Source organism: Kiloniellales bacterium (assembly GCA_030064845.1).
Classification (GTDB): domain Bacteria; phylum Pseudomonadota; class Alphaproteobacteria; order Kiloniellales; family JAKSDN01; genus JASJEC01.
This window is the reverse complement of the sequence record JASJEC010000063.1, coordinates 1-25900: the sequence shown is the minus strand read 5'-3', so window position 1 is coordinate 25900 and position 25900 is coordinate 1. Positions and strand designations below refer to the sequence as shown.

21 protein-coding genes are annotated in these 25900 nt (G+C 69.2%); 13 read left to right on the top strand and 8 right to left on the bottom strand.

Annotated elements, in window-relative coordinates:
• On the top strand, nucleotides 1-336 hold a 336-nt coding region (locus tag QNJ67_17990; protein ID MDJ0610873.1), incomplete at its 5' end, for a glycerol-3-phosphate acyltransferase.
• Nucleotides 337-344: 8 nt separating this feature from the next.
• Here QNJ67_17990 and QNJ67_17985 read toward each other — a convergent pair.
• Nucleotides 345-1331 (bottom strand): SPFH domain-containing protein, encoded by a 987-nt coding sequence (locus QNJ67_17985; protein ID MDJ0610872.1) that lies wholly within the window; start codon nucleotides 1329-1331, stop codon nucleotides 345-347.
• Nucleotides 1332-1438: 107 nt separating this feature from the next.
• Nucleotides 1439-2365 carry a glutathione S-transferase family protein gene (locus QNJ67_17980; GenBank protein ID MDJ0610871.1) on the bottom strand — a complete coding sequence of 309 codons (927 nt, stop codon included), beginning with the start codon at nucleotides 2363-2365 and terminating at the stop codon, nucleotides 1439-1441.
• A gap of 197 nt (nucleotides 2366-2562) precedes the next feature.
• On the opposite strand from QNJ67_17980, the gene dprA reads away from it, so the two are divergent.
• The 6 genes from dprA (at nucleotide 2563) to rpmG (ending at nucleotide 11581) form a co-directional block, all read left to right on the top strand.
• Nucleotides 2563-3708, top strand: a complete 1146-nt coding sequence (gene dprA / locus QNJ67_17975) for a DNA-processing protein DprA (GenBank protein ID MDJ0610870.1) — start codon at nucleotides 2563-2565, stop codon at nucleotides 3706-3708.
• Nucleotides 3709-3775: 67 nt separating this feature from the next.
• The gene (topA, locus tag QNJ67_17970) at nucleotides 3776-6472 is read left to right on the top strand and encodes a type I DNA topoisomerase (protein MDJ0610869.1); all 2697 of its coding nucleotides are present in this window, start codon (nucleotides 3776-3778) and stop codon (nucleotides 6470-6472) included.
• Nucleotides 6473-6487: 15 nt separating this feature from the next.
• Nucleotides 6488-8800 (top strand): ribonuclease R, encoded by a 2313-nt coding sequence (gene rnr, locus QNJ67_17965; GenBank protein MDJ0610868.1) that lies wholly within the window; start codon nucleotides 6488-6490, stop codon nucleotides 8798-8800.
• A gap of 197 nt (nucleotides 8801-8997) precedes the next feature.
• Nucleotides 8998-10584 carry a S41 family peptidase gene (locus QNJ67_17960; GenBank protein ID MDJ0610867.1) on the top strand — a complete coding sequence of 529 codons (1587 nt, stop codon included), beginning with the start codon at nucleotides 8998-9000 and terminating at the stop codon, nucleotides 10582-10584.
• 22 nt (nucleotides 10585-10606) lie between these two features.
• On the top strand, nucleotides 10607-11302 hold the full coding sequence (locus QNJ67_17955) for an NUDIX domain-containing protein (GenBank protein ID MDJ0610866.1): 696 nt from the start codon (nucleotides 10607-10609) through the stop codon (nucleotides 11300-11302).
• Nucleotides 11303-11413: 111 nt separating this feature from the next.
• The gene (gene rpmG, locus QNJ67_17950; GenBank protein MDJ0610865.1) at nucleotides 11414-11581 is read left to right on the top strand and encodes a 50S ribosomal protein L33; all 168 of its coding nucleotides are present in this window, start codon (nucleotides 11414-11416) and stop codon (nucleotides 11579-11581) included.
• 120 nt (nucleotides 11582-11701) lie between these two features.
• Here rpmG and QNJ67_17945 read toward each other — a convergent pair whose 3' ends face one another.
• Both QNJ67_17945 and QNJ67_17940 read right to left on the bottom strand, forming a co-directional pair.
• Nucleotides 11702-13117: a PleD family two-component system response regulator gene (locus QNJ67_17945; GenBank protein MDJ0610864.1), complete on the bottom strand. Its 1416-nt coding sequence runs from the start codon at nucleotides 13115-13117 to the stop codon at nucleotides 11702-11704.
• Between the two features lie 30 nt (nucleotides 13118-13147).
• Nucleotides 13148-13567, bottom strand: coding sequence for a response regulator (locus tag QNJ67_17940; protein ID MDJ0610863.1), 420 nt, complete (start codon nucleotides 13565-13567; stop codon nucleotides 13148-13150).
• A gap of 229 nt (nucleotides 13568-13796) precedes the next feature.
• Here QNJ67_17940 and QNJ67_17935 point away from each other — a divergent pair, with 229 nt between their 5' ends.
• Together QNJ67_17935 and QNJ67_17930 are read left to right on the top strand one after the other, a co-directional pair.
• Nucleotides 13797-14711, top strand: coding sequence for an ROK family protein (locus QNJ67_17935; protein ID MDJ0610862.1), 915 nt, complete (start codon nucleotides 13797-13799; stop codon nucleotides 14709-14711).
• Nucleotides 14708-15973: a DNA polymerase IV gene (locus QNJ67_17930; GenBank protein MDJ0610861.1), complete on the top strand. Its 1266-nt coding sequence runs from the start codon at nucleotides 14708-14710 to the stop codon at nucleotides 15971-15973. Before QNJ67_17935 ends, QNJ67_17930 begins: the two co-directional genes overlap by 4 nt.
• Before the next feature lie 31 nt (nucleotides 15974-16004).
• On the opposite strand, the gene QNJ67_17925 is transcribed toward QNJ67_17930, so the two are convergent.
• Nucleotides 16005-16829, bottom strand: a complete 825-nt coding sequence (locus QNJ67_17925; GenBank protein MDJ0610860.1) for a DUF1849 family protein — start codon at nucleotides 16827-16829, stop codon at nucleotides 16005-16007.
• Nucleotides 16830-16960: 131 nt separating this feature from the next.
• On the opposite strand from QNJ67_17925, the gene QNJ67_17920 reads away from it, so the two are divergent.
• Nucleotides 16961-17443 (top strand): DUF6505 family protein, encoded by a 483-nt coding sequence (locus tag QNJ67_17920; protein MDJ0610859.1) that lies wholly within the window; start codon nucleotides 16961-16963, stop codon nucleotides 17441-17443.
• Nucleotides 17444-17478: 35 nt separating this feature from the next.
• Complete coding sequence (locus QNJ67_17915; GenBank protein MDJ0610858.1) at nucleotides 17479-19287, top strand: sulfotransferase; 1809 nt, start codon at nucleotides 17479-17481, stop codon at nucleotides 19285-19287.
• A 13-nt stretch (nucleotides 19288-19300) separates the two neighbouring features.
• Here QNJ67_17915 and QNJ67_17910 read toward each other — a convergent pair whose 3' ends face one another.
• Nucleotides 19301-21862: an FAD-dependent oxidoreductase gene (locus QNJ67_17910; protein MDJ0610857.1), complete on the bottom strand. Its 2562-nt coding sequence runs from the start codon at nucleotides 21860-21862 to the stop codon at nucleotides 19301-19303.
• Between the two features lie 283 nt (nucleotides 21863-22145).
• On the opposite strand from QNJ67_17910, the gene pip reads away from it, so the two are divergent.
• Nucleotides 22146-23114, top strand: coding sequence for a prolyl aminopeptidase (gene pip / locus QNJ67_17905; protein MDJ0610856.1), 969 nt, complete (start codon nucleotides 22146-22148; stop codon nucleotides 23112-23114).
• 224 nt (nucleotides 23115-23338) lie between these two features.
• A complete protein-coding gene (gene folP, locus QNJ67_17900) occupies nucleotides 23339-24472 on the top strand; it encodes a dihydropteroate synthase (GenBank protein ID MDJ0610855.1) in 1134 nt (377 codons plus the stop codon).
• A 22-nt stretch (nucleotides 24473-24494) separates the two neighbouring features.
• Here the strand turns inward: folP and pqqE are convergent, their stop codons facing one another.
• Both pqqE and pqqD read right to left on the bottom strand, forming a co-directional pair.
• Nucleotides 24495-25640 (bottom strand): pyrroloquinoline quinone biosynthesis protein PqqE, encoded by a 1146-nt coding sequence (pqqE, locus tag QNJ67_17895; GenBank protein MDJ0610854.1) that lies wholly within the window; start codon nucleotides 25638-25640, stop codon nucleotides 24495-24497.
• Nucleotides 25637-25900 (bottom strand): pyrroloquinoline quinone biosynthesis peptide chaperone PqqD (pqqD, locus tag QNJ67_17890; GenBank protein ID MDJ0610853.1); only part of this gene is annotated, 264 nt, incomplete at its 5' end. The genes pqqD and pqqE, both read right to left, overlap by 4 nt.

Genomic DNA, 25900 nt, shown 5'->3' with positions numbered 1-25900 from the left:
GGCGCCTTCCTGGGGCACCTCTATCCTGTCTGGCTGCGCTTCCGGGGCGGCAAGGCGGTCGCGACCACTTTGGGCATCTGGCTCGCCATTGCCTGGCCGGTTGGCGTCGCCTGCTGCCTGACCTGGCTGGCGGTCGCTTTCGCCTTCCGCTACTCCTCGCTCGCCGCGCTGATCTCCCTGGCCGCGGGGCCGGCCTACGGATGGCTGCTCATGAGCGACCTGCAGCTGGTCCAGTTCGGCGCCGTCCTGGCGCTCTTCGTCTGGCTGCGGCACCACGAGAACATCCGGCGCCTGATCAAGGGCGAGGAATCCAAGATCGGCCAGAAGACGACGTAGCGGCGGCGCTACTCCGCGGCGTCGACCGATACGGCGGGCTGGTTGCCGTTCATCACGATGACCCGCACCTGGCCGGTCTCGACCGCCTTCATCATGGCCTCGGCCCGGGTCTTGTCCGCGATCGCGCTCAGCACTTCGCGGATCTGACTGGGCGAGAAGCCCTCTGGCAGCTCGGTGAAGAGGTTGCGCACGCCGCGGCCTTCGTTCTGGCGGCGGCGCGCCTCCTCCTCGGCGATCTGCGTCAGCGTCTTCTGGCGCTCCAGGTCTTCCTCGGCCGCGATCTTCTCGGCGACCGCGTTGAGCACCTTGGAGGGCGGCAGGATCTTGCGCAGCTGCACCGGCTGGATCGTGAAGGTGGCGAGCGCCTCCTCCGGCGAGAAGCCGGCGGCCTCCAGGTCTTGGACCAGCAGCCGGCGGAAGCGCTCCTCGATCTTCTGCGCCAGGCGGTCGCGGGCGATGGTCGTCGCGTCGCGCCAGGTGAAGGTCGCGACGGCGTCGCGAACCGAGGCGCGCGCCGCCGGAATGACCAGCTGGCTGGCGACGACGTACTGGTTGCCGAAGCGCTGAAAGATGCGCCAGCTGGACGGCGCGTTGAGACTGAGCGGAAACCCGACGTCGATGGTCAGGGGCGTGCTGTCCGAGGAGACCGCCACGATTTCCTCGCCGGCCCGGCCCCGCTTCTGTTCCGAGCCGCTGAAATCGAACATGGTCCGGCGTACCGAGAAGTCCTCGAAGACGTAGAGCGGATTGACGACATGGAGGCCTTCTTCGTAGCTGCGCTGCTGGACGGCGCCGAACAACGTCGCGACCGATACGTGACCCGGCGGCACGATCTGGATAATGGAGGCGATGATGCCGCCCGCGCCGAGCAGGAAGAAGACCGTGGCGGTGATCTTGGCGCCCAGCGCCCGGCTGCCGCCGATGGCGAGCGCGACGAAGGCCATGAGGCCGGCGAGCAGAAGCGCGACCACGCCGAGAATGAGAGTGACGGACATCGGAGGTCCTTTCGCCTGGCGCCGCGACAAATGGTCGGGCAGAGGCCTGTTTGAGCGAAGGGACGCTACCAGTGGGCGGTTACGGCTTCGTTAGGAGGGGGAGGCGCTCAGGCCCGCGCGACTCGGTACCCGACCCGCGGGAAGTGCACGGCCGTGGTGCCGACCCGCTCGTCCTCGCGGCGCAGCACGACCTCGTGGAGGTCGAGGCGCAGCAGTTCGCCGGTCACCGGCGGGTTGCCGGTGACGCCTTCGGAGACGACGGATACGGCCTCGCCGGGCTCCAGGTCGAGGGGTTCGGCGGAATCGCGGGCGGTTGTCAGATCCGGCGTCGCGTCGCGCGCAATGGCCAGAGCGTCGGCGGCCTCGAAGTCCTCGGGGCGTCCGTGCCCGATGGCCTCGACGCGCCGCTCCCAGGCCACGAGCTTGTTGAACTGGGCGAGGAACTCGGCGCCACGGCTGTAGCGCCCGCGGATGAACCATACCAGATAGTAGCAGAGCGCATCCGGCAGCCCCGGGCGTTCGCCCAACAGGAACTCGCGCCCCGTCGCCAAGCGCTGCTCGATCCAGTCGAACTGAGCGCGCAGCTGGGCCAGGGACTCCGGAAGCTCCGCCTTGACCGCGGCGAGGTCGTGATCTGGGCCGAAGTAGAGGCGACCACGGTCGGCGGCGAAGGCCGCCGGCAGGGAGTCGGCGGCATCCCCGAAGACGACGGCGATGGCCGTCTTGAACAGGGGCCCGTCGGTCCAGCGGCTGAGGCCCCAGGCCAGGCCGTCGGCCCCGCCTGGTACCAGGGTGGGCTCGGGATAGCGACCTTCCAGCGCGCGCAGGATGCAGAGGCTGTCGCAAAAGACTTCGGCGCCGATCTGCATCACCGGGGTCAGGCGATGGCCGCCGGTCAGGGGCATGAGGTCAGGCTTGGGCGGCACCCTCGGGATCAGAACCGAGCGCCAGGCGAGCCCCTTCATGCCCAGGGCCAGTCGGACCTTCTCGGACACCGGCGACTGCGGGTAGTGATGCAGGATGACCTCGGTCATGGTCGGTGCCCCGGCAATTGGCTGGAGCGGGAACGATGTCGCCAATTCCCGCGTACCGCAACCGTCGGGCCGCCGTTCTTTCCTTTTTGTTAGCCACCCGCTGATTGACTGCGGCGCCCCTCAAAAGGGCGCCCGCGCCGCGCGATGCCCGAGAGAAGAGCTTGACGCGCGGCTCTTTTCCTTCACAAGGTCGCCGAATGAGGCCGTCCGGAACACGAAAGCTCGACGACGCGGAGTTGCTGGACTGGCTGCGCCTGATCCGCAGCGAGAACGTCGGCCCGATCAACTTCCGGCGCCTGCTCGAGCTCTATGGCGGCGCCGGGCCCGCACTCAAGGCCCTGCCGGAGCTGGCGCGGCGCGCCGGCCGCGCGCGGGCGATCCGCATCGGCACCCGCGACGCGGCGGCGCGCGAGCTGGCGGCGATCGAGCGACTCGGTGGCCGCGCGATCGCGCTCTGCGAGCCCGAGTATCCGGTTCCCCTCGCGGCCATAGACGACGCGCCGCCGGTGCTCTTCACGCTGGGAGACACCGGAATGCTGGAGCGTAGCTGCGTCGCCATCGTCGGTGCCCGGAACGCCTCGGCGAGCGGTCGCCGCCTGGCCCGGCAACTGGCGGGCGAGCTCGGTGCCCATGGCCTCGTCGTCGCCTCCGGGCTGGCCCGCGGGATCGACGCCGCCGCCCACGGCGGCGCGCTGGGCAGCGGCACGATCGCCGCGCTGGCCGGCGGTCTCGACGTTGTCTACCCGCCGGAAAACGAGCAGCTCCACCGGGAGATCGCCGAGCGCGGCCTGATCGTCACCGAGGTGCCGCCGGGGACCGTACCGACGGCCCGGCATTTCCCCCGGCGCAACCGCCTAATCTCCGGCCTCTCCCTGGGCGTGCTCGTCGTCGAGGCGGCGCTCCGTTCGGGCTCGCTGATCACGGCGCGCTGCGCTTTGGAGCAGGGGCGCGAGGTCTTCGCCGTGCCGGGATCGCCGCTCGACCCCCGGGCGCGCGGCTGCAACCACCTGCTTCGGCAGGGCGCCGTCCTGGTCGAAAGCGCCGAGGATGTGGTCCAGTCGATCACCGGCATGGCGCCGCACTGCGGCCCGGCCCCGCAGCCCCCGGCCGCGGAGCCGGCGGCGCCCTTGCCGTCCGACGGCGAGATCGAAAGCGTGCGGCTCAGGATCGAGGCGCTGCTCGGCGTCGCGCCCGTTACGGTTGACGAAATGATCAGACAGTCCCATTTGTCCCCCGCCGCTGTAAACATGGCGCTGATGGAGCTCGAACTGGCTGGACGCGCGGAGCGGCAGCCCGGCAACCGCTACGCCCTTGGCAGCGAAAAAGGCGTCAAATCACCGTGATGGGGCAAGTCCGAACGGCTCGGAGTTCCGTTTAAGACCCAAACGCTAGGGAGCCCAACTGCCACCGATGAACGCGATCGTCGTCGTCGAGTCGCCCGCGAAGGCGAAAACCATCAACAAGTACCTCGGCCGCGAGTTCCAGGTGCTGGCCAGCTACGGCCACGTCCGGGACCTGCCCGCAAAGGACGGCTCCGTTCGCCCCGAGGAAGACTTCGCGATGAGCTGGACCGTCGATCCCAAGGCCGACAAGCGGCTGAAGGAGATCGCCCAGGCGGTGAAGGGCGCCGATGAACTCTACCTGGCGACCGACCCGGACCGCGAGGGCGAGGCGATCTCCTGGCATATCGCCGAGGAGCTCAAGCGGCGCCGGGCGCTGGCCGGCGTCGAGGTCAAGCGCGTCGTGTTCAACGAGGTCACCAAGACCGCGGTGATCGACGCCTTCAAGCAGCCGCGCGAGCTGAACAGCGAGCTGATCGACGCCTATCTGGCCCGCCGCGCTCTGGACTACCTGGTCGGTTTCACGCTGTCGCCGGTCCTGTGGCGCAAGCTGCCCGGCAGCCGCTCGGCGGGCCGCGTGCAGTCGGTGGCCCTGAGGCTGGTCTGCGAGCGCGAGGCGGAGATCGAGGTCTTCAAGCCCCAGGAGTACTGGACCGTCGACGTCGGGCTGCAGAACCCGGCCGAGGCCGATTTCACCGCCCGGCTAACCCATCTGGGCGGCAGGAAGCTCGACAAGTTCGATCTGGGCGACAAGGCGGCCGCGGACCATGCGGTCGAGGTGCTGGAGGCGGCTTCCGGTTTCGCCGTCGAGCAGGTCGAGCGCAAGCAGACCCGTCGCAATCCCTACCCGCCCTTCACCACCTCCACGCTGCAGCAGGAGGCCTCGCGCAAGCTGGGCTTCGGCGCGACCCGGACCATGCGGGTGGCCCAGCAGCTCTACGAGGGCGTCGACCTGGGCGGCGAGACCGTCGGCCTGATCACCTACATGCGGACCGACGGCGTTCAGATCGCCGGGGAAGCCCTGACCGGCGTGCGCGAGGTCGTGCTCGACCGCTTCGGCGATGCCTATCTGCCGGCAGCCCCCAGAATCTACAAGTCCAAGGCCAAGAACGCCCAGGAAGCCCACGAGGCGATCAGGCCGACCGATCCCTCGCGCCGTCCGGAACATCTGCCGGCTTCCCTGCAGCCCGACGCGCGCAAGCTCTACGAGCTGATCTGGAAGCGTACGCTGGCCAGCCAGATGGAGAGCGCGCGCCTCGAGCAGGTCGCGGTCGACATAGCCGTCGACGGGCCGGGCGGCAAGGACGTTGCCCGGCTCCGCGCCAATGGCTCGATCGTGCTCTTCGACGGCTTTCTGGCGGTCTACCAGGAGAGCTTCGACGACCCGGCCGAAGGCAACGGCGAAAAGGGCGGCCGTTTGCCCAAGCTGGAAGAAGGCGATTCCCTGACCCGTCAGGCGGTGACCCCGACCCAGCACTTCACCCAGCCGCCGCCGCGCTTTACCGAGGCCAGCCTGGTCAAGACCCTGGAAGAGCTCGGCATAGGCCGTCCCTCGACCTATGCCTCGATCCTCCAGGTGTTGCAGGACCGCGAATACGTCCGCCTGGAGAAGCGCCGCTTCATACCCCAGGACCGCGGGCGTATCGTGACCGCGTTCCTGACCAGCTTCTTCCGGCGCTACGTGGAGTACGGCTTCACGGCCGACCTGGAGACCCAGCTGGACGAGATCTCGGGCGGGCATGTTGCCTGGCAGGTGGTGCTCCGGCAGTTCTGGGAAGCCTTCCACAAGGCCGTCGGCGAGACCAAGGAACTGCGAATCGCCGCGGTGATCGACGCGCTCGACGCCGATCTCGGCCCGCACTTCTTCCCGATCGACGTGGAGAACCCCGAGCGCGACCCGCGCGCCTGTCCGGCTTGCGGTTCGGGCCGGCTCGGACTGCGCCTGGCCAAGAGCGGCGGCTTCATCGGCTGCTCCAACTATCCCGAGTGCCGCTACACCAGGGCGCTGGCGGTGCCGGGCAACGGCGAAGACGGCGACGACCTCCAGGCCAACGGACCGAAAGAGCTCGGCCGGGACCCGGCGACCGGCCTGGCCGTGACCTTGCGGAAGGGCCCTTACGGCGTCTACGTCCAGCTCGGCGAGGCCGAGGGCAAGGAGAAGCCGAAGCGCTCTTCGCTGCCGCCGACGATTTCGGTCCACGAGCTGACCCTCGAACAGGCCTTGGCCCTGCTCGCCCTGCCCCGCGAGGTCGGCCTCCATCCGGAGACCCGCGAACCGATACTGGCCGGCCTGGGGCGCTACGGCCCCTATATCAAGCACGGAACGACCTACCGCTCGCTCAAGGATGACGACGTGCTGAATATCGGCCTCAATCGCGCGGTCTCCATCCTGGCCGAGGCGCCCGGCCGCGGCCGGGCCCCGGCGGGCAAGCCGCTCGGCGACCATCCCGAGGACGGCAAGCCGGTTACCCTGCATGACGGCCGCTACGGTCCCTACGTCAAGCACGGAAAGCTGATCGCCTCGCTGCCCAAGGGCAGCGATCCGGAGCAGACGACGCTGGACTCGGCTATTCAGGTCCTGGCGGAACGGGCCGCGAAGCAGAAGGCGGGCAAGGGCAAGCCGAAGGCGAAGGCGAAACCCAAGGCCAAGGGCGGAAAGGCCGCCGCGACGGCCAAGAGCGGAACAGCCGCCAAGAAGAAACCCGCGGGCAAGAAGAAGAGCCCGGCCAGGAAAGTGGCCAAGACGACCCAGTCGCCAGACTCATAGACGAACCGAGCTCACTTGCCCTCGAATAACGAAAACATCTCGCCCCTGCCCAGCAAGGGGGAGATCGTCTCCTTCATCGAACAGAGCGACATTCCGGTCGGCAAGCGGGAAATCGGGCGGGCCTTCAATCTGCGCGCCGGCGACCGCGCGGCGCTGCGGGCCCTGCTCAGGGAACTCTTGGAGGAAGGCGCGATCGAACGCCACCGAGGCGGCCGCTACGGCAAGGCCGGCGGACTGCCCGAGGTTCTGGTGGTCCAGGTCGCCGAGATCGACGCCGATGGGGAGGTCATCGCAAAGCCGGTACGCTGGCACCAGGAAGGACCCCCGCCGAAGATCTACGTCGCGCCGGAATCCAAGGGTCGCCGGGCTCTCGGCGAGGGTGAGCGCGCCCTGGTCCGCCTGCGCCCGATCGACGGCAAGTCCTATGAAGGGCGGACGATCAAGGTCCTGCGCGGCGCGCCGCAGCAGATCCTCGGGGTCTACGAGGCCGGCGATCGGGGCGGACGCCTGCGCCCGACCGACAAGCGGATCAAGACCGAGTTCTCGATCCGTCCCGAAAACGCCGCCGGCGCGCGGCCCGGCGAGCTGGTCCTGGCCGAGCTCATGACGGCGCCCCACCGCCACGGCGCCCGAAACGTCAGCGTGATCGAGCGCCTCGGTGACGTCGGCGACACGCGCTCCCTCAGCCTGATCGCGATCCACGAGCACGGCATTCCGACGCAGTTCTCCGAGCGGTCCCTGGCCCAGGCCGAAGCCGCCGGCCCGGCGCCCCTGGCCGGCCGCGAAGACCTGCGCGGCCTGCCCCTGGTCACGATCGACGGTGCGGACGCCAGGGATTTCGACGACGCGGTCTGGGCCGCGCCCGACGACGACCCGAAGAACCGGGGCGGCTGGCAGATCCTGGTCGCCATCGCCGACGTCGCCCACTACGTGCCGGCCGGCAGCGCGCTGGATAAGGACGCCTACGAGCGGGGCAACTCGGTCTATCTGCCGGACCGGGTCGTACCCATGCTGCCCGAGGCGCTCTCCAATGGATGGTGCTCGCTCAGGCCGGACGAGGAGCGGCCCTGCTTCGCGGCGCGCCTATGGTTGGACAAGGAGGGGCGGCTCAAGCGCCACGTCTTCCGCCGCGGTCTGATGAGGTCTGCCGCGCGGCTCACCTACGAGGCGGTGCAGGCGGCCAGGGACGGCCGGCCGGACAAGACCACGAAACCGCTGCTGAAGACCGTGATCGAGCCGCTCTACGGCGCCTACGCCGCGCTCGCCGCGGCCCGGGAGGCGCGCGGCACCCTGGATCTCGATCTGCCGGAACGCCAGATCCTGTTTGACGACAAGGGGGCGCTGGCCGGCATCAAGACCCGCCAACGCCTGGACAGCCACCGCCTGATCGAGGAATTCATGATCACCGCCAACGTGGCGGCCGCCGAGGCGCTGGAAGCCAAGAAGGCGCCCTGCATGTACCGGGTGCACGACGCGCCGGATCCGCAGAAGGTCGAGGCCCTGCGGGAAATGCTGGCGACCATGGGGGTTCGGCTGGCGCGCGGCCAGGTGGTCCGGCCGGCGCTCTTCGCCGAGGTCCTCAAGCGCCTGGCCGGCACGCCCTTCGCGGCCATGGGCAACGACCTGATCCTGCGCACCCAGAGCCAGGCGGTCTACGCGCCCAACAACATCGGCCACTTCGGCCTGGCGCTCCGCCGCTACGCCCACTTCACCTCGCCGATCCGCCGTTACGCCGACCTTCTGGTCCACCGGGCCCTGATCACCGCCCTGGAGCCGGGCCCGGCGGCGCTGCCGGCGGACAGCGCGGCGACATTCGAGGCGATCGGCCAGCACATCTCGACGACGGAGCGGCGCGCCCAGGCGGCGGAACGGGACTGCCAGGACCGCTTCGCGGCGGCCTTCCTGCGCGGCCAGGTCGGCAAGATCCTGACCGGCCGGGTCACCAGCGTGACCCGCTTCGGGCTCTTCGTCGCGCTCGACGATTCCCTCGCCGACGCCCTGGTGCCGGTCAGCACGCTGCCCGACGACTATTACCGCCACGATTCGAAGCAGCATTGCCTGGTCGGCCAACGCTGGGGGCGGAGCTATCACTTGGGCGAGACCGTCGCCGGGCGGCTGATGGAGGCTGACCCGGTGACCGGAGGCCTGGTGCTGGCGCTCCTGGACGAGGAGTCCGACGAGCCCGCCACGGACGCCGGCCCGCTCGAGGCGGGCGCGGACGGCTGGCATCCGCTTGGCACGGCGCGCCGGTCCGCTGGCAAGGGCGACCGGGGGGCGCGATCGGGGGGCGCCAGGAGGGGCCGGAAACGGGGTCGCAGGGTCCGATGACCCCCAAGACCGGGATCCCGTGCCCAGTCCAGGAACCTTTGGGCGATGCCGCCGTTAATCACCCGTTAATCCGAGGGCGTCTCTACTGCTCCTCGGGGCATCTTGCTGATACAGGCATTTGCGGCAACAAGCGGCTGGCTTGCCCCGGTTCAAGGCGCGTATAATCCACCGCTGATAACTGGACGAGGGTCCCGCCCGTGAACTTTCGCATCGGGATGGTAAACGAAGGGTCAAGGCTGGGTCCGCGCAGACGCCTGACGGCGGCGCTGGCCGGAGCGTTTCTGCTCCTCTCCGGCTGCGCCCTCTCCGAGTACGAAACCGAGGAATACAGCGTCGCCAGCGCGACGCGGATGTTCAACACCGGGTACCAGGGCGTCAGCGAGGTCTACATTCGCGACCTGACCATGGCCGATATGACCCTGGCGGGGCTCGACGGCTTGCGCACCATCGAATCGGGCTTCACCGCCGAGCTGGCCGACAACCTGCTGGTCATCTCGGTGCGAGACCGCCAGGTCCACTACATCGCCACCCCGGGCAACGAGGACCCGCGAGATTGGGGCAACCTGACGGCGACCGCGATCGAGCTCGCCCAGCAGGATTCGCCGGCCCTCGCGCGGGCCACTCCGGAAGCCATTTACGAAGCGGTCTTCGACGGCATTATCGAGGAGCTGGACGACTTCTCACGCTACGCCGGACGCGAACAGGCGCGCGAAAACAAGGCGAGCCGAGAGGGCTTTGGCGGGCTCGGCATCCGTATCGGCATCGTGGAGACCGGGATCAAGGTGGTCACGGTGATGAATGGGACACCTGCCGAACAGGCCGGCCTCAAGGCGGAGGACGTGATCACCCAAATCGACGGCGAGTCGGCCACGGGCATCTCGCAGCGCGAGGCGATCCGGCGTCTGCGCGGCCGGGTCCGCACCGACGTCAAACTGACGGTCGACCGCAGCCTTGCAGCCACGCCCCTGACGATCACGGTGACCCGGGCCCACATCGTGCCCCAGACCGTCATCTACAAGGCCGAAGGACAGGTCGGCTATCTCAAGGTCACGAGCTTCAACCAGCGGACCACGAACAACCTTCGAGAGAAGGTGCTCCAGGCGGAGCGCGAGATAGAGGGCTTGAAGGGGCTGGTCCTGGATCTCCGGGCCAACCCGGGCGGCCTGCTGGAACAGGCGGTGTCGGTCTCCGACCTCTTCATCGAAGACGGCCGGATCGTCTCTACCCACGGGCGCCATCCGGACAGCCACCAGTACTTCGACGCACGCAAGAACGACGTGACCGACGGCATACCCCTGGTCGTCCTGGTCAACGGCAATTCCGCATCGGCCGCCGAGATCGTCGCGGCCGCGCTGCAGGACCGCGGACGCGCGCTGGTGATCGGCTCGAACACCTTCGGCAAGGGAACGGTCCAGAACGTCAGGCCGCTGCCCAACGAGGGCGAACTGATCCTGACCTGGGCCCGTTTCCACGCGCCATCAGGCTACGCTCTGCACGAGCGGGGGGTCCTGCCCAACGTCTGCACCGCCGATCTCGACGGGACCGCCACGTCGGTGCTGGCGAAGATCCGCACCGGCCGGGTGCTAATAGCGCAGTCCGCCTTCCGGCAGAGCATGGCGGTTGGTGACGAGTCCCAGATCGCGAGCCTTCGCGAGCGGTGCCCGGGCGACGAACGCGTCCGCGACCTCGAATACGAGCTGGCGATTGCGCTGATCCAGGACCCGCTGCTCTATGCCGACGTCATGAAACGCGAGTCCACCACCGCCGCGCGCCCCGCGAGCTGACCGCCTGCAGATGCCGGAGACCGTGCGGCCAGCTGACGCGGCGGGCCTCGTTCTGTTGCGCGGCACTGGGGGCGCGACCGAGGTCTTGATGGGGCGCCGCAACCGCAAGACCCGTTTCATGCCGGACGTCTACGTCTTTCCCGGCGGCCGGGTCGACCCTGCGGACGCCCGCGCCAGCGGCTTTGCAGAAGATCTGCCCGGCGCCCCGCGAGGCCTGGACCGGGCCACTCGGGGCCGGTTGGCGGCTTTCGCCCGGGCCGCCCTGCGCGAGACCTTCGAGGAGACCGGCCTTCTGATAGCCCGCGAAGCGCTCGGGACGACGCAGTCGGATAGCCGGCCGGACAGCCCGCGGCCGGTCCCGGACCCCTGGCAGGCCTACCGCCGGGCCCGCCTGTCGCCGGCATTCGACGCCCTCCACCTGACGGCCCGGGCCATCACGCCGACCGACTCGCCGATCCGCTTCCACACCCGCTTCTTCCGGGCCGACGGCGGGCTGGCCCAGGGCCGCCTGAGCGGCAACGGCGAGCTGGTCGATCTCAACTGGGTCCCGGTCGCCGAGGTCGACCGGCTGCCCGTGGTCGACGTTACCCAGATGGTGCTGCGCGAGGCCCTGGCGCAGCGCGGCGCGGCCGAAGAACCCGCGGCGGCGCTGTTCTGCTGGTCGCGGCGCGCCAGAGCGCCGATCCGCCGCTCCCGAACGGGGCGGCAAACCCGGTGAATCCGCTCTAGGCCCGATACGCCGGCGGCGGCTTGACTTAATCCGAGCAGCCACTATTTTCCGGACACCCTGAACCAAGCGCTGACCGCCTCGGGCGGCGAGGACGACACCATGGCCAAACCTACGACCCAGCAGATCAAGCTCGTCAGCACCGCCGACACGGGATACTTCTACATCACCAAGAAGAACGCGCGCACGATGACCGAGAAGCTCAACCTCAAGAAGTACGACCCGGTCGCGCGCAAGCACGTGCTGTTCAAGGAAGCCAAGATGAAGTGAGGCCGTTCCAGCCTCTCGTCATAAGCGGATCCCGCTTTGACGGGACCGCCAGACCAAGCGGTTAAATGTTATAAGCGGCCGTCCTCTGGGGCGGCCGTTCACGCACAGGGATGAGCCGGATCAGCCCCCGGCGACGGCGGCCTTGCCGGCGGCCGGCGGGCTGTCCAGCTCGGCCGAGCGGCTCTGATTGCGCCCGGAGCGCTTGGCCTCGTAGAGCGCCTTGTCCGCCCTGTCCAGCAGCGATTCGGCCAGTTCGTTGGGGTCGGTCGTGGTCGCGACACCGACCGAGATCGTGACGCTCAGAGGCTCTTCCCGCCCCTCGATCGCGTACTCCGTGCGCTGGATCACGTTGCGGACCCGCTCGGCGACCGAGAAAGCCTCGTCGGGCGTGGCGTTGGGCATGATCACCACGAACTCCTCACCGCCGTAGCGGGCCACGAGATCAAAGTCGCGCACGTTGTCGCTGACCTTCTGGGCGAGCTCGCGGAGCACCGTGTCGCCCGCGGCGTGTCCGTGGGTGTCGTTGATCTGCTTGAAGAAGTCGATGTCGAACAGCATCACCGAGACCGGTTTGGCCGACTGCTCGATCTCCATGATCTTGCGCTCGAGGTGCGAGTTCATGTAGCGCCGGTTGTAGATCCCGGTCAGGGAGTCGGTGAAGGCCATGGACACGCTGCTCTGCAGCATGCTGCGGAGCTTGCGGTGGTAGCGCCGGCGGCGGATCTGCGTCTTCGATCGGGCCAGCAGCTCGTTCCGATCGACCGGCTTGATCAGGTAGTCGTTCACGCCGAGATCCAGGCCCTTGGCGAGGTCCGGCAGGTCCATGTCGTCCAGCACCAGGAGAATCGGGACCTGACGGGTTTGTTCCTGGGAACGGAACTGCGAGCAGAGACGCAAGCCGTCGACGTCGCCGATCCGAAGGTTCACGATGATCAGGTCGTAGTCGTTCTGACGCCCCATGGCGAGCCCGTCGCCGGTCATCGAGACATGGTCGACCGCGTGTCCGCCCTGGGTGAGGAAGTCGGCGATCTTCTGGGCGGTGAACTTGTTCTCCTCGACCAGGAGGACGCGGGCGTTTTCGAACGCGTCCTCGTCGCCGAGGGACTCCTGGGAGAGCACCTCGGTGCCCGAGGTCGCCTGCCTCAGCCGCAGCTCGTCCATCATCATCTTGAGACGGACCAGGGAGCGGACCCGCGCGAACAGCGCGATGTCGTTGACCGGCTTGGAGAGAAAGTCGTCGGCCCCGGCTTCCAGACCGCGGACCCGGTCGGCGACGTCGCTCAGCGCGGTGACCATGACGACGGGGATGTGCCGCGTCTTGGCGTCCGCCTTGAGCGTACGGCAGACCTCGAAACCGTCCATGCCCGGCATCATGACGTCGAGCAGGATGAGGTCGGGCTTCTCCTTGGCGGCGATCTCGATCGCCGCAGCGCCGTCGAGCGCGGTCAGGATGTCGAAGTACTCGGCAGCGAGCTTCGCTTCGAGGAGCTTGACGTTCGGCAGAATGTCGTCGACTACGAGGATCCGCGCGGTCATGACCTGGCCCCAGCGATCGCCCTCGGCGACCTAGTTGAGGAAGCGCGCAACCGTTTGGAGAAAGTTGGTCACGGAAATGGGCTTGGCGATATAGGCTTCGCAGCCGCCCTCCCGGATCTTCTCTTCATCGCCCTTCATGGCGAAGGCGGTCACGGCAACAACCGGGATCGACTTCAGGCTATCGTCTTCCTTGATCCACTTCGTAACCTCGAGGCCGGAGACCTCGGGAAGCTGGATATCCATCAGGATCAAGTCAGGGCGATACTCGCGTGCCATCCGCAGCGCTTCCATCCCGTCCTTGGTTTGTAGGATATTGTAACCATGGGCTTCCAGCAGATCGTGGAAGAGCTTCATGTTCAGGTCGTTGTCCTCGACCACCATGACCGTCTTCGCGGCGCCGTTCGCGCTCGGCGACCCGTTGCTCGCCTTGGTGTTTTCTTGACCCGCCATCTCCGGAAACCCCTTGGCTATCACTATCCAGACGGATTGGCTGATTCCCGCACGACCGTTTCCAGCCGTCTTGTCCGGCCTTCAGACCGCTCCGCGGCGTCGGTCCCACTAACTGTGAGACTATCAAGTGTGGTACTTAACCAAAGTTAATATTTCGTTAGCAAATCCTGGAATGCCAGTATTCCGCGCTCCTGGGCGTTCCTCGCGGGACAAGAGGCGCTAGCCCGCCGTGCGTATCGGGATCGATCTCGGCGGCACCAAGATCGAGGCGGCCGCCCTAGGTCCCGACGGGACCATCCTGGACCGCAGGCGATGCGCCAGCCCGCGCGACGACTACGACGGGACTATTCTGGCCATCAGCCGGCTGGTGGCTGCCGTCGAGGCCTCGCTCGGCCGGAAGGGCAGCGTCGGCGTCGGCATTCCGGGCGCTTTGTCCCTCGCCACCGGGCAGGTCAAGAACGCCAACTCGACCTGGCTCATAGGCCGCCCCCTGGACCGGGATCTTTCCCGGGCCCTGGCGCGGCCGGTCCGGATCGCCAACGACGCCAACTGCTTCGCTCTTTCCGAAGCGGTCGACGGCGCGGCGGCGGGCTCCGACCCGGTGTTCGGCGTCATTCTCGGCACCGGTGTCGGCGGCGGCCTCGTCATCGGCGGCAGGCCGCTGACCGGCCACAACGCGATCGGCGGCGAGTGGGGGCACAACCCGCTGCCCTGGCCGCGGGACGAGGAACGTCCAGGCCCGTCCTGCTATTGCGGGCGCAGCGGCTGCATCGAAACCTTTCTGAGCGGGCCTGGTCTCGCCCGTGACTATGCTGAAGCCGCCGGCGCCGCACTGGCCCCGGCCGAGATCATCGCCCGCGCCGAACAGGGCGACGGGCCGGCTGAACAGGCGCTCGAACGCTACGAAGACCGGCTGGCGAGAGCGCTCGCCAGCGTGATCAACATCGTCGATCCGGCCGTCATCGTGCTCGGCGGCGGCTTGTCGAACCTGGCGCGGCTCTACCGCGGCCTGCCGCCGCGGCTGCCGGCCTACGTCTTCTCCGACCGAGTCGATACCCGCATCGTGCCGCCGCACTACGGCGATTCCAGCGGCGTGCGCGGCGCCGCCTGGCTGTGGCCGCCGGCTCGGCCGGAAGAGCCGTGACGACCCTCTGCCGCGACTGCCTGGCGCTAACCGAGGCGCCGGCCGCGCCGTCCCGGTGCGACGCCTGCGGCGGCGCCCGCCTGGTCAGCCACCCCGAGCTGGCAGAGCTCTCGACCGCCCACATTGACTGCGATGCCTTCTATGCCAGCGTCGAGAAGCGCGACCGTCCCGAGCTGCGCGACCGACCGGTGATCGTGGGCGGCGGCAGGCGCGGTGTCGTCTCGGCGGCCTGCTACACGGCCAGGATCTACGGCGTGCGCTCGGCCATGCCCATGTTCAAGGCGCTCAAGGCCTGCCCGGAAGCCGTCGTGCTGCCGCCCGACATGGCCAAGTACAGCGCCGAGGGGCGCGAGATCCGCGCCATGATGGAGTCTCTGACCCCCCTGGTCGAGCCGATCTCGATCGATGAAGCCTTTCTCGACCTCGCCGGCACCGAGGCGCTGCACCGCGGGCCGCCCGCGCGCAGCCTGGCCGCCCTGGCCCTTCGGGTCGAGCGCGAGCGTGGCCTGACGGTCTCGATCGGGCTGAGCTACAACAAGTTTCTCGCCAAGGTGGCTTCCGACCTGGACAAGCCCCGCGGCATGGCGGTCATCGGCAGGGCCGAGGCCCGCGCATTTCTCGGCGACAAACCGGTCGGCCTGATCTGGGGCGTCGGCGCCGCACTCGGCAAGGCGCTCGCGCGCGACGGCATCGAGAAGATCTCCGATCTCTGGGCCTTCGAGAAGGACGAGCTGGTCCTGCGCTATGGCGCCATGGGTCGCCGGCTCTTCCACTTCGCCCGCGGCGAAGACAGCCGCGACGTGGATCCCCGGGCGCCGGCCAAGAGCATCTCGGCCGAGACGACCTTCGAGACCGACCTCATCGAGGATGGCGATCTGGCGGCCCGTCTCTGGCCGCTCTGCGAGAAGGTGTCGCGACGCGTCAAGCGCGCCGGGCTGGCGGGCCGCAGCCTGACCCTGAAACTGAAAACCGCGGAATTCCGCACCATCACGCGGAGCCGCCGCCTGGGCGACCCGACCAATCTCGCCGAGGTGCTCTACCGCGAGGCGCGGCCGGTGCTCGCCGGCGAAGCCGACGGACGGCGCTTCCGGCTGATCGGCATCGGCGTCAGCGACCTGGTCGACGAGGCGCTGGGCGACCCGCCCGACCTGCTCGACCCGACCCGGGAACGCCGGGCCGAGGTCGAGAAGGTGATCGACAGGGTGCGCGGGAAGATGGGCGAGGACGCGATCAAGAAGGGCCGCTCGCTGCGCCTCAAGTAGAGCGGCCGCGATCAGCGGCGCCCGGCAACGCTCACTCGCACTTGGGGCGCGCCAGCATCTCCAGACGCTCCAGCCCGCCGGCGAGAACGAAGTCCCCGTAGTCGAAGCGCAGCTCGTCGACCACGCCATTGGCGTAGAGCCGCAAGACCTGTTGGTGCTCCGGATCGGGGCCGGTGGCCTCGGTCTCGAAGAAGGCCATCTCGAGCTGCCAGGACCGCAGGTCTTGCAGGCTCTGATAGGGCGAAGGCTTGCCGGCGCCAGGCGGCAGCGCTCCGGTGATTACCGCGTTCACGCCGAACAGGCCCCCGTCGTTGGTGCCATCGAAGACCTGCCGCCAGATAAGGAGTTCCTCGTCGACCGCGGCCTGCAGGAGCTCCCGGCTGTGCCGGGTCGGGAAGCGGGTCCCCGCCGGCAAGGACATCGGGGCACGGCCATCGGGTTCGGAGAAGGTCACCAGGCCGCTCTCCTCACCGACCTCGAGCTGGGCACGGCCACGGGTGAGACTGGACGGCGCCCCGGAGCCGAGGCGCTTCACCGCGAAGCGGTAGGTCAACCCGTCGTTCGATTCCCAGGCCTTGAGGGTCCAGCCGGTATCGAAGTTGTTGCCCTCGGAGTCGGCCAGGATCAGGAGCGTCTTCTGATTGACGGTCCAGCCGTCGCAGCCGGCGGTCCATTCGAACTCGATCCGGCCCTTGGCGCCGATGATCGTGCCGCCGTCGCGCGACTCCACGAGTTGCAGGCTGTAGACGGCCCGATGCGGAAGGATTTCGGGACCGGCGGCCTCCGCTGCGGTGACGGGACCGGCGGCGCCGCTCAGGCTCGCTGCGAGCAGGCAGGCCAAGACTAGATTACGCACGTGTTTCGCCCTTGCATGGTTGCTGCCTTATGTTGCTCTTATGTCCTGGTGTCGCAACAGCAAAACCGAGAGCGGGGCATAGTGGCCGATGATCCAGGCGGCTGCGCGGCCCCGCCGGCAGAGCAGGACCGATGAAGCTGCCCCGTACAATCCAGTTGGACCGCTCCGACCTGGAAGTCTTTCCCCGGGCCGCCGAACCGGGCGAGTGGGCCGTCTCCGGCGGCTTCGCTTTCGCCGATTGCGATCCCGCCGCGCTCGACCGTAAGGAGGCGCTCGCGCTGCGCAGCGGCTGGCTGGGCACGGAGAGCTTCGGCCGCTCGACACTGGCCGAGGTGGCGGAGATCGAAGAGGCCGACTTCTTCCAGATGGTCGAACGCCTGGCGGCGCACTTTGTTGCGCACTACGGCGCGCCGGACCTGGTCAGCGCCCTGCCGGTGGCGCGCGACGAGGTCGAGCACGCCGCCTCGCTCTGCGAGCACAGGGTCCACACCCTTCTGGCGGTCGAACGGGAGCTGACCGAGGACGGCCTGGTCGAACGGTTTCGCACCATCCGGCCCAGCCCCGAGCAGGATCACGCCCGGATCTGGGAGATCGTGGCCGAGGACGAGGCGTGAACCGCCCAGATTCCGAGGAACGTCAGGCCCGAGCCATGGAAACTCTGAGCCGGGCGCGGGCGCTTCATGAGCAGGGCGGCCTGCGCGAAGCGCGTCGCCTCTATCTCGACGTCCTGGCGGCCGACCCGGGCCACGCCGAGGCGCTCTACCATCTGGCGTCCCTGGCCCGACAGATGGACCGGCCGGACGTCGCCGCCCGGCGCCTGCAGGAAGCGCTGCAGCACCACCCCGATTTTATCGAGGCCCGCCTGCTGCTCGGCAACGTTCTGGTCGAGCAGCGCGCTTTCGCCGAGGCGGAGCGGACCTACCGGGCAGCGCTCGATCGGGCGCCGGACCATTCCGGGCTGTTGCTGAACCTCGGCAACCTTCTGCACGAGGGCGGCCGGGACGCGGAGGCCGAGCCCTTGCTGCGCCGCGCCGCCCGGCTGGACCCGGCACTTGCCGAGGCGGACAACAGCCTGGCCCTGCTGCTGCAGCGGCAGGGACGGGCCCACGAGGCCCTGGAATTCTACCGCTCGGCCGTGGCCAAGCGCCCCGGCTACGCCGCCGCGCACAACAACCTGGGCACGCTCTACCGCGAGCTCGGGCAGCTGGACGAAGCGGTCGCCCAGTACAGAGCGGCCCTCGCCCAGGGGGAATCGCTCGAGACGCGGGGCAATCTGGCGGCCCTCCTGGAGCGGGCCAACCGCCTGGACGAGGCGACGGTCGAGGCCGAGCGGGCGCTGTCCCTCGACCCCCGCGACCCGGCCGCGCGCGTCACCCTGGCCAAGCTGCGCGGCCGGCGCGGCGAGGTCGAGGCCGCGCGCCGGGACTACCGGGCCCTGCTCGCCGATCTCGGCCAGCCGGGTGAGGAACGTCAACTGCGGACCGTTGCGCGCGCCCACGCCGACCTCGGCAGACTGGAGGAAGAGGCCGGCGACTACGCCCGCGCCTTCGACCACTACACCCTGGCCAACCGGCTCAACTGCCGGTCCGCGCCGGGCTGGGAGGAGAACGCCGCGGCCTATCTTGACGCGATCCGCGCTCTCCAGGCCGGGGTCGAGACCCTGGCACCGGAGGCGCCCGAGACGCGCGGTGCGGACGGGAACGCGCCGATCTTCCTGGTCGGTTTTCCCCGCTCGGGCACCACCCTGCTCGCCCAGGCCCTCGCCGCCCTGCCGGGCGCGGTCCTGATGGACGAGAAGACCGCCCTCGACGAGGCGCGCCTCGCGCACCTCGGCGACGGCGGGCCTGAGGCCCTGGAGACCCAGTCCGAGGGGGCGCGGCAGAAGATCCGGCAGAGCTACTGGGCGGCCGCCGAGCGCCACCTGGGCGCGCCCCTGGACGGCCGCCGGCTGATCGACAAGATGCCGCTGAACCTGCTCAATCTCTGGCTGGTAGCGGCCGTGTTCCCGCACGCCAAGGTGCTGGTTTCGCTGCGCGATCCGCGCGACGTCTGCCTTTCCTGCTTCACCACCCTGTTCCGCCTGCGCGCGGGCACGGCGGATTTTCCGAGCCTGGAGCACACGATCCAGCTCTACCGGGCGGTCATGGACCTGTGGCAGGCCGAGCGGCGGCACCTGGCGCTGGAGTCGGCGGTCCATCGCTACGAGGACCTGGTTCAGGACTTCGAGGGCGAGCTTCGGCGCATTGCCGCCTTCCTCGGCCTGGCCTGGGACGACGCCGCGCTCGATCACGCCGCCTCGGCCCGCCGCCGCTTCGTGGTCTCGCCCAGCTACGACCAGGTCGTCCGTCCGCTCTACGGTTCCTCGATCGGCCGCTGGCGACACTTTGAAACGCAGCTGGCGCCCCAGATCGCCCCGCTCCGGCCCTATCTAGACGCCTTCGGCTACGACGCGCCCTGAGGGGGCGCGACCGTCAGCTGCGCGGCTTTAGGTTCTCCGGGTCGTAGAGCGGCTCGTAGCCGACGCCGGCCACCTGGACCGGGAAGGTCTCGCCGAAGTACTCGACCTGGAAATCCTTGCCTTTGACCGCGTGCTCGTGGGGCAGATAGCCGAGCGCGATGTTCTTGCCGACCGTCGGGCCGAAGGCGATCGAGGTGGTGAAGGAGCGGCGGCCCTCGGAATCGACCAGCGTCTCGCCGGTCTTCGGGCACATGATCGGCAGAACCCCGACGGGATAGCGCGCCACGCCCGCGGAATCCCGGTTGTCGGTCATGACCAGGGTGCAGAGCGTGGCCGGCTGGTGGTCGCGGGCGCGGTGTTCCAGATAGGCCGCCTTGCCGATGAAGTCCGCCTCCTTGACCTTGGGCCGCGCCAGGTCGGCCTCGAGCAGGTTGTACTCGGTCAGGAGGTCGGCGTTCTGCAGGCGCAGGCTCTTCTCCAGGCGCCGCGAGTTGGCGTAGGTCTCGACGCCGAAGGGCATGACGTCCCGGGCGCGCAGCGCGTCCCAGACGGCGAGGCCGTCCTCGTAGCGCATGTGCAGCTCCCAGCCCTGCTCGCCGACGTAGGAGATGCGGAAGGCGGTGACGTTCTTGCCGGCGATCTCGATCTCCTTGAGCGAGGCGAAGGGGAATTTCTCGTGAGTGAGGGCCTCGGGCTCCGTCACCACGGCCTGGAGCGTGGCCCGGGCGTTCGGGCCCCAGAGACCGATGGTTGTGTGGTCGGTCGAGACGTCGGCGATGGTCACGTCGTAGCCAAGGTCCTCGGCTATGCGCTTCATGTAGACGAAGTCGCGGTTGCCGGCGTCCGCGCCGTCGACGAAGCGGAAGCGGTCGGCCAGGCGGAACACCGTGAAGTCGGCCTTGACCATGCCGTGCTCGTCGAGGAAGTGGGTGTAGATCCCCTTGCCGACCTGGTTGTCGCCGCCGACCCTGGCGACGCAGAGGTACTCCATGAACTTGACGTGGTCCGGCCCGGTCACGTCGTAGAGCGCGAAGTGAGACAGGTTCACCATGCCCACGTTGGCGCTCATCTCCAGGTGCTCGGCGTTGGAGACGCGCCAGAAGTGGCGGTTGTCCCACTCGTTCTCGCGCACCGGCACCTGGTTGCCGTACTTCTGCAGCAGGTGCTCGTTGCTGGCGTAGCCGTGAGCCCGCTCCCAGCCGCCCAGCTCCATGAAGTAGCCGCCGAGCTCCTTCTCCCGCTCGTAAAAGGGGCTGCGCCGGATATCCCGGCCGCCGGCGAAGGGCTCGCGCGGATGAACCGCCGGATTGTAGATCTTCATCGCCGTTTCGGAACAGCGGGCGTGGATGAAGGCCGAGTCGGTCTGGAAGGGATAGAAACGGGCGTAGTCGATCTGGTGGTGGTCGATCCCGGTGCGTCCGTCGGTCATCCAGTCGGCGATCAGCTTGCCCATGCCCGGGCCGTCCTTGACCCAGATCGCCACGGCATACCAGAGGCCGCGCACTTTCTGGCTCTCGCCCATCGACGGGCCGCCGTCGGTCGTGACCTGGAGCAGGCCGTTGAAGGAGCGCTTCTCGTCGTAGCCCAGCTCGCCCAGGATCGGCGTCAGCTCCATGGCCTTCTCGAGCGCCTCCATGACCTGCTCCATCTCCAGGTCGCGCTGCGAGGGCGAGAGGCGCGCTTCCTCCTTCTCCAGGAGGTCGCGCGGATGGCAGAGCCGGGGCTCGGTCTGCTCGTAGTAGCCCCACTCGACCATGCCGCCTTCGGTGGTCTTGGGGTCGCCGGTGTCGCGCATGTAGGCGGAGTTGCCCTGGTCGCGCAGCAGCGGCCAGCCGATATCCTTGCCGGTGCCGGCGAACTCGTCGTAGGGCCCGAACCAGAGCAGCGGGTGGTCGACCGGCATGACCGGCAGGTCTTCGCCCGCCATCTCCGCGACCAGCCGCCCCCAGAGACCGGCGCAGACCACGACGTGGTCGGCCCGGATCGTGCCGCGCGGGGTCTCGACGCCCTTGATGCGGCCGCCCTCGATCAACAGTCCCGTGGCCGGCGTATTGGCAAAGGCGCGGAGCTTGCCGCTGTTCTCGGCCTCCTCGACCAGCTCGCCGGCGACCACCTGGGAGCGGGGCACGACCAGCCCGGCGTCGGGGTCCCACATGCCCCCCTGGACCAGGCTCTCCTCGATCAGCGGGAACTTCTCCTTGATCTCGGCCGGCCCCACGAGGTGGGCCCGGGTGCCGAAGGCCTTGCCCGAGGCGACCTTCCGCTTGATCTCGTCCATGCGGGCGTCGTCACCGACCCGGGCGACCTCGAGCCCGCCCACCTTGGCGTAGCGCCCCCGCTTCTCGAAGAAGTCGATCGAGTAGAGCGTCGTCCAGCAGGAAAGAAAATCGTGGCTGGTGGCGTAGCAGAAATCCGAGGCGTGGGAGGTCGAGCCGATGTCCGTCGGGATCGCGGACTTGTCGATGCCGACGATATCGTCCCAGCCCCGCTCGATCAGGTGGTGGGCCACGGACGCCCCGACGATGCCGCCGAGGCCAACGATCACGACCTTCGCTCTTTCGGGAAACTCTGCCATCGGTCTTCTCCCCAGCGGGGCCGGCGAGCCGCGCCCTCGAACCCTCATTCCGCCGCTAACAATGCACGCTTGGCCCGCCTTGTCGAGAGGACCCGGACAGCCCCGTGCCAAGGGTCGGCGAAGACGGAAATCGGCCGCCGCGCGAGGCGCCCCTTGCGTTGCGGACCGGCTTCGACTCGCCCTATCCTGGGGACCGAGGAGTCCGGACCCGGGACCGCCGTCACCGGGCTGCTCGCTGGAAGGCCCGCCAGCACTGCGGCGCGTCGTAGTTCAAGAGGCCCGAATGCCCGATACCCATGCCGCCGCGATCGAACCCTTCGACACCCGGACGCTGGAGGTCGATCCGCCGCACCAGCTCTATGTCGAGCAGGTCGGTAACCCGAAGGGCCTGCCCGCCGTGTTCCTGCACGGCGGCCCCGGCGGCGGCTGCCAGCCCCATCAGCGGCGCCTGTTCGATCCGCGGCGCTTTCGCACCGTGTTCTACGACCAGCGCGGCGCCGGCCGCAGCCGGCCGAAGCGCTGCCTCGAGGCGAACACGACGGCCCACCTGATCGCGGACCTGGAAACCATACGCCGGTCGCTCGGCATCGAGCGCTGGATGGTGGTCGGCGGCTCCTGGGGGTCGCTGCTCGGGACCGCCTACGCCCAGGCCCACCCGGAGCGGGTCAGCGGACTGGTCCTGCGCGCGGTCTTCCTGGGCACCCCCGAGGAGGTCGACTGGGCCCTGATCCGCGGACCGCAGATCTTCTACCCGGACCTATGGCGCGGCCTCTTGGCCCTGCTCCCGGAAGACGAGCGGGCCGCCCCCCTCGCCGCCCTCGGCCGCCGGCTCGAGGACCCCGATCCCACGGTGCACGGCCCGGCGGCCTGGGTCTGGCACGACTACGAGAGGACCCTGTCGATCCTGCGGCCGGGCGGCCTCGCGCTGCCGAGGTCGCTCGACGGCAACTCCCCGGTGCGCCGCCCCCTACCGGACAGCCCCTTCGTGGAATGGCACTACTTTCGGTCGGACTGCTTTCTCGAGCCCAACCAGTTGATCAAGGGGGCTTCCCGCTTGCGCGGCATCCCGGGCGCCATCGTCCAGGGCCGCTACGACCTGCTCTGCCCGCCCGAAACGGCGCGGGCACTGGCAGATACCTGGCCAGACGCGCGCCTGACCTTCGTCGAGGGCGCGGGACACGCGCTCGGCGAGCCGGTCGTCTGGCGCGGGCTCGGCGCGGCGATCAACGACCTGGCCCGGGAACTGGGCTGAGCGGGATCCGGCCGGGCGCAACGCCGCAGCATTAACCGATGATTTAAGGACGTAGGCGTACCAAGGTTCCCATTGCGTGAACGCGTCTCCTCGCGGGTCAGGTTCCCGAGCCGAAGCCGGCGGATCTCGGATCCCGGGGCGGCGTAGGATTATCGAAAGCCCGTGACCCGTGATTTCGACGGCAAACTGCGTCCCGCCCGACCCGCCGCAACCGGGCGCCGCGCATGAGTGACCACGCCTCCGCGCTGCTTGGCCTGCCGCTCGGTCTCGCCGAGAACGACCGGATCTATCTGCGCCCGATCGGCCTGCTGTCGGGACTCACGGCGGAGCGCGCGATCGCCCTGGGCCGCGCGTGGCGCCTCGCCGGCGGCTGCTTCGCGTTCTCCAGTTTCGAGCTCGCCTGGCGCCAGAACGGCGAGGTCGAGCGGCGCGTGATCGGCCGCAGCGACTTCGAGTGGTGGCAGCTGGCGCTGAGCCGCCCCTGGCCGAGCCGGCTGGAAGCGCGGCTCCATTTCCTCACCGCGCCGCGCACCGCGCCGGGCGGCGGCGTGCTCAAGCGTCCCCTGCTGATGGGCACCCTCAGCCTGACGCCCGACGAGGCGCCCGGCGGCGGCCGTTTTCAGGGCCTGGATGCGGCGCTCGGGCAGGCGAAGCGGCTGACCGGCGCCGGCGCGGACATCCTCGACATCGGCGCCAGGCTGCCCGGCCCCGGCGCTGCGGAGGCCGAGGCTGGGTGTGTCGAGCCGGTCCTGCGCGCCCTCGGCGAGACCGACCTGGTGCCGAACAGAACCCTGCTCTCGCTGGACACGCGGAGCGCCGCCGTCATGCGCCGCGGCCTCGCACGCGGCGCGGCGATGCTGAACGACACGAGCGCGCTCGCCGGCGACCCCGAAAGCCTGAGGGTCGCCGGCGATAGCGACGCCCATGTGGTGCTGGTCCACGCCCAGGGCGAGCCGGTCACGGCGGACCCGAAGCCCCGCCGGCGGGATATCGTCCTGGACACCTTCGACTTCTTGGAACGGCGCGTCTCGGCCTGCATCGCGGCCGGGATCCCGCACGAGCGCTTGATCGTCGACCCGGGTATCGGGCTCGGCAAGCGCGGCCGCGACAACCTGGCCATCTTGAACGCGCTGCCGCTCTTTCACGGCCTCGGCTGCCCGGTGCTGCTCGGGGTGCCGCGCAAGGGGCTGACCGGCGACCTCGACCGCGCCCACGCGCCCGGCCAGCGTCTGCCGGACTCCCTTACGACCGCCCTCCACGCTCTGGCCCAGGGCGTGCAGATCCTGCGCGTCGACGATGTCGCCGAGACCCGTCAGGCGCTCGACGTATGGGAGCGCTTGACCGGCTTCATAGGCTGAGAGGGTCTCCCGCCTGGTCGGGCTACTCGGACCCGTCCGGTAGCAGCACCTCGGGCCGCGCGGTCGCCGGCGTCTCCGGAATGTTGCCGTAGTTCCGGTAGACGAAGTCGGGCGGTCCGCGGCCGGACTCCCGGGCGGCGAGAGACAGCATGAGATCGTGGTGAGGCGACAGGCCGCACGCGGGATCGGTCTGGGCCGCGTCACCGGTGATCGCGAAGGCCTGGCAACGGCAGCCGCCCCAGTCCAACTCGCGGCGATCGCATGAGCGGCAGGGCTCGGGCATCCATTCCGTGCCACGGAAGCGCTCGAAGGCCGGCGACGATTCCCAGATCTCCGCCAGGCTGCGCGCCGTGACCGACTCGAACTCCAGATCCGTGATGGTCTCTGCCGCGTGGCACGGCAGGACCTTGCCGGACGGCGAGACGTTGAGGAACCGGCGGCCCCAACCACCCATGCAGGCCTTGGGCCGGCGCGCGTAGTAGTCGGGCACGACGTAGTCGATCACCACTCGGCCCTTCAGCCGCTCGCGCGCCGCTTCCACCGTGGCCGTCGCCCGGTCGAGCTGGGCGCGGTTCGGCAGCAGCGCCGCGCGGTTCTCGTAGGCCCAGCCGTAGTACTGCACGTGGGCGACCTCGACGCGGTGGGCGTCCAGCGCCTCTGCCATGCCGAGCATGGCCTCCAGGTTATCCAGGTTCTGCCGGTGTACGACGAGGTTGAGCGTCAGAGGAAGGCCGGCCGCGCGCACCAGGCGGGCGGCGCCCAGCTTCTTCGCATGGCCGCCCCGGTAGCCGCCGATCCGGTCGCCGCTCGCCGCCGCGCTGTCCTGGAAGGATATCTGGACGTGGTCGAGGCCCAGATCCCTGAGCCGGTTCATCCGCTCTTCGGTCAAGAGCACGGCGGAGGTGATCAGGTTGGAATAGAGCCCACATTTCGCCGCCTGCTCGACCATGGTCTCCAGGTCTTTGCGCGCCAGGGGCTCGCCGCCGGAGAAGTGGATCTGCATGACGCCGAGGTCGGCGGCCTCGGCGATGACCCGGCACCAGTCGTCGGTGCCGAGCTCGCCCGCTGCCCGTTCGAGCGCGACCGGATTGGAGCAGTAGGGGCACTGCAGCGGGCAGCGATGCGTGACCTCCGCGAGCAGGGCCAGGGGCGGGTCGCGCCGGGTCATGCCGCCAGGACGCCTTTGTCCGCCAGACCCTGAAGCAGGCCGATGACGTCGGTTTCGATCACCGCACGGTCGGCGCTGAAGGCCTGGGCAAGATCGTCGACGATCGCCGCTACGCTGGTCTCGCCGTCGCAGCGCTTGATGATCTCCAGGGCGATCTGGTCGAGCTCGAAGACCCGCTCCGGCGCCTGGATGATCCACTTGTCGTGCTGCCGGTTGAACTGCAGCTTGACCCCGGGCGGCAGGCGGGGCACCGATGCGCT

Coding starts and splice junctions, on each gene's coding strand:
- QNJ67_17985 (MDJ0610872.1), bottom strand. CDS start 1,331: ATGTCCGTCACTCTCATTCTCGGCGTGGTCGCGCTTCTGCTCGCCGGC.
- QNJ67_17980 (MDJ0610871.1), bottom strand. CDS start 2,365: ATGACCGAGGTCATCCTGCATCACTACCCGCAGTCGCCGGTGTCCGAG.
- dprA (MDJ0610870.1), top strand. CDS start 2,563: ATGAGGCCGTCCGGAACACGAAAGCTCGACGACGCGGAGTTGCTGGAC.
- topA (MDJ0610869.1), top strand. CDS start 3,776: ATGAACGCGATCGTCGTCGTCGAGTCGCCCGCGAAGGCGAAAACCATC.
- rpmG (MDJ0610865.1), top strand. CDS start 11,414: ATGGCCAAACCTACGACCCAGCAGATCAAGCTCGTCAGCACCGCCGAC.
- QNJ67_17945 (MDJ0610864.1), bottom strand. CDS start 13,117: ATGACCGCGCGGATCCTCGTAGTCGACGACATTCTGCCGAACGTCAAG.
- QNJ67_17940 (MDJ0610863.1), bottom strand. CDS start 13,567: ATGGCGGGTCAAGAAAACACCAAGGCGAGCAACGGGTCGCCGAGCGCG.
- QNJ67_17920 (MDJ0610859.1), top strand. CDS start 16,961: ATGAAGCTGCCCCGTACAATCCAGTTGGACCGCTCCGACCTGGAAGTC.
- QNJ67_17915 (MDJ0610858.1), top strand. CDS start 17,479: ATGGAAACTCTGAGCCGGGCGCGGGCGCTTCATGAGCAGGGCGGCCTG.
- QNJ67_17910 (MDJ0610857.1), bottom strand. CDS start 21,862: ATGGCAGAGTTTCCCGAAAGAGCGAAGGTCGTGATCGTTGGCCTCGGC.
- pip (MDJ0610856.1), top strand. CDS start 22,146: ATGCCCGATACCCATGCCGCCGCGATCGAACCCTTCGACACCCGGACG.
- folP (MDJ0610855.1), top strand. CDS start 23,339: ATGAGTGACCACGCCTCCGCGCTGCTTGGCCTGCCGCTCGGTCTCGCC.
- pqqE (MDJ0610854.1), bottom strand. CDS start 25,640: ATGACCCGGCGCGACCCGCCCCTGGCCCTGCTCGCGGAGGTCACGCAT.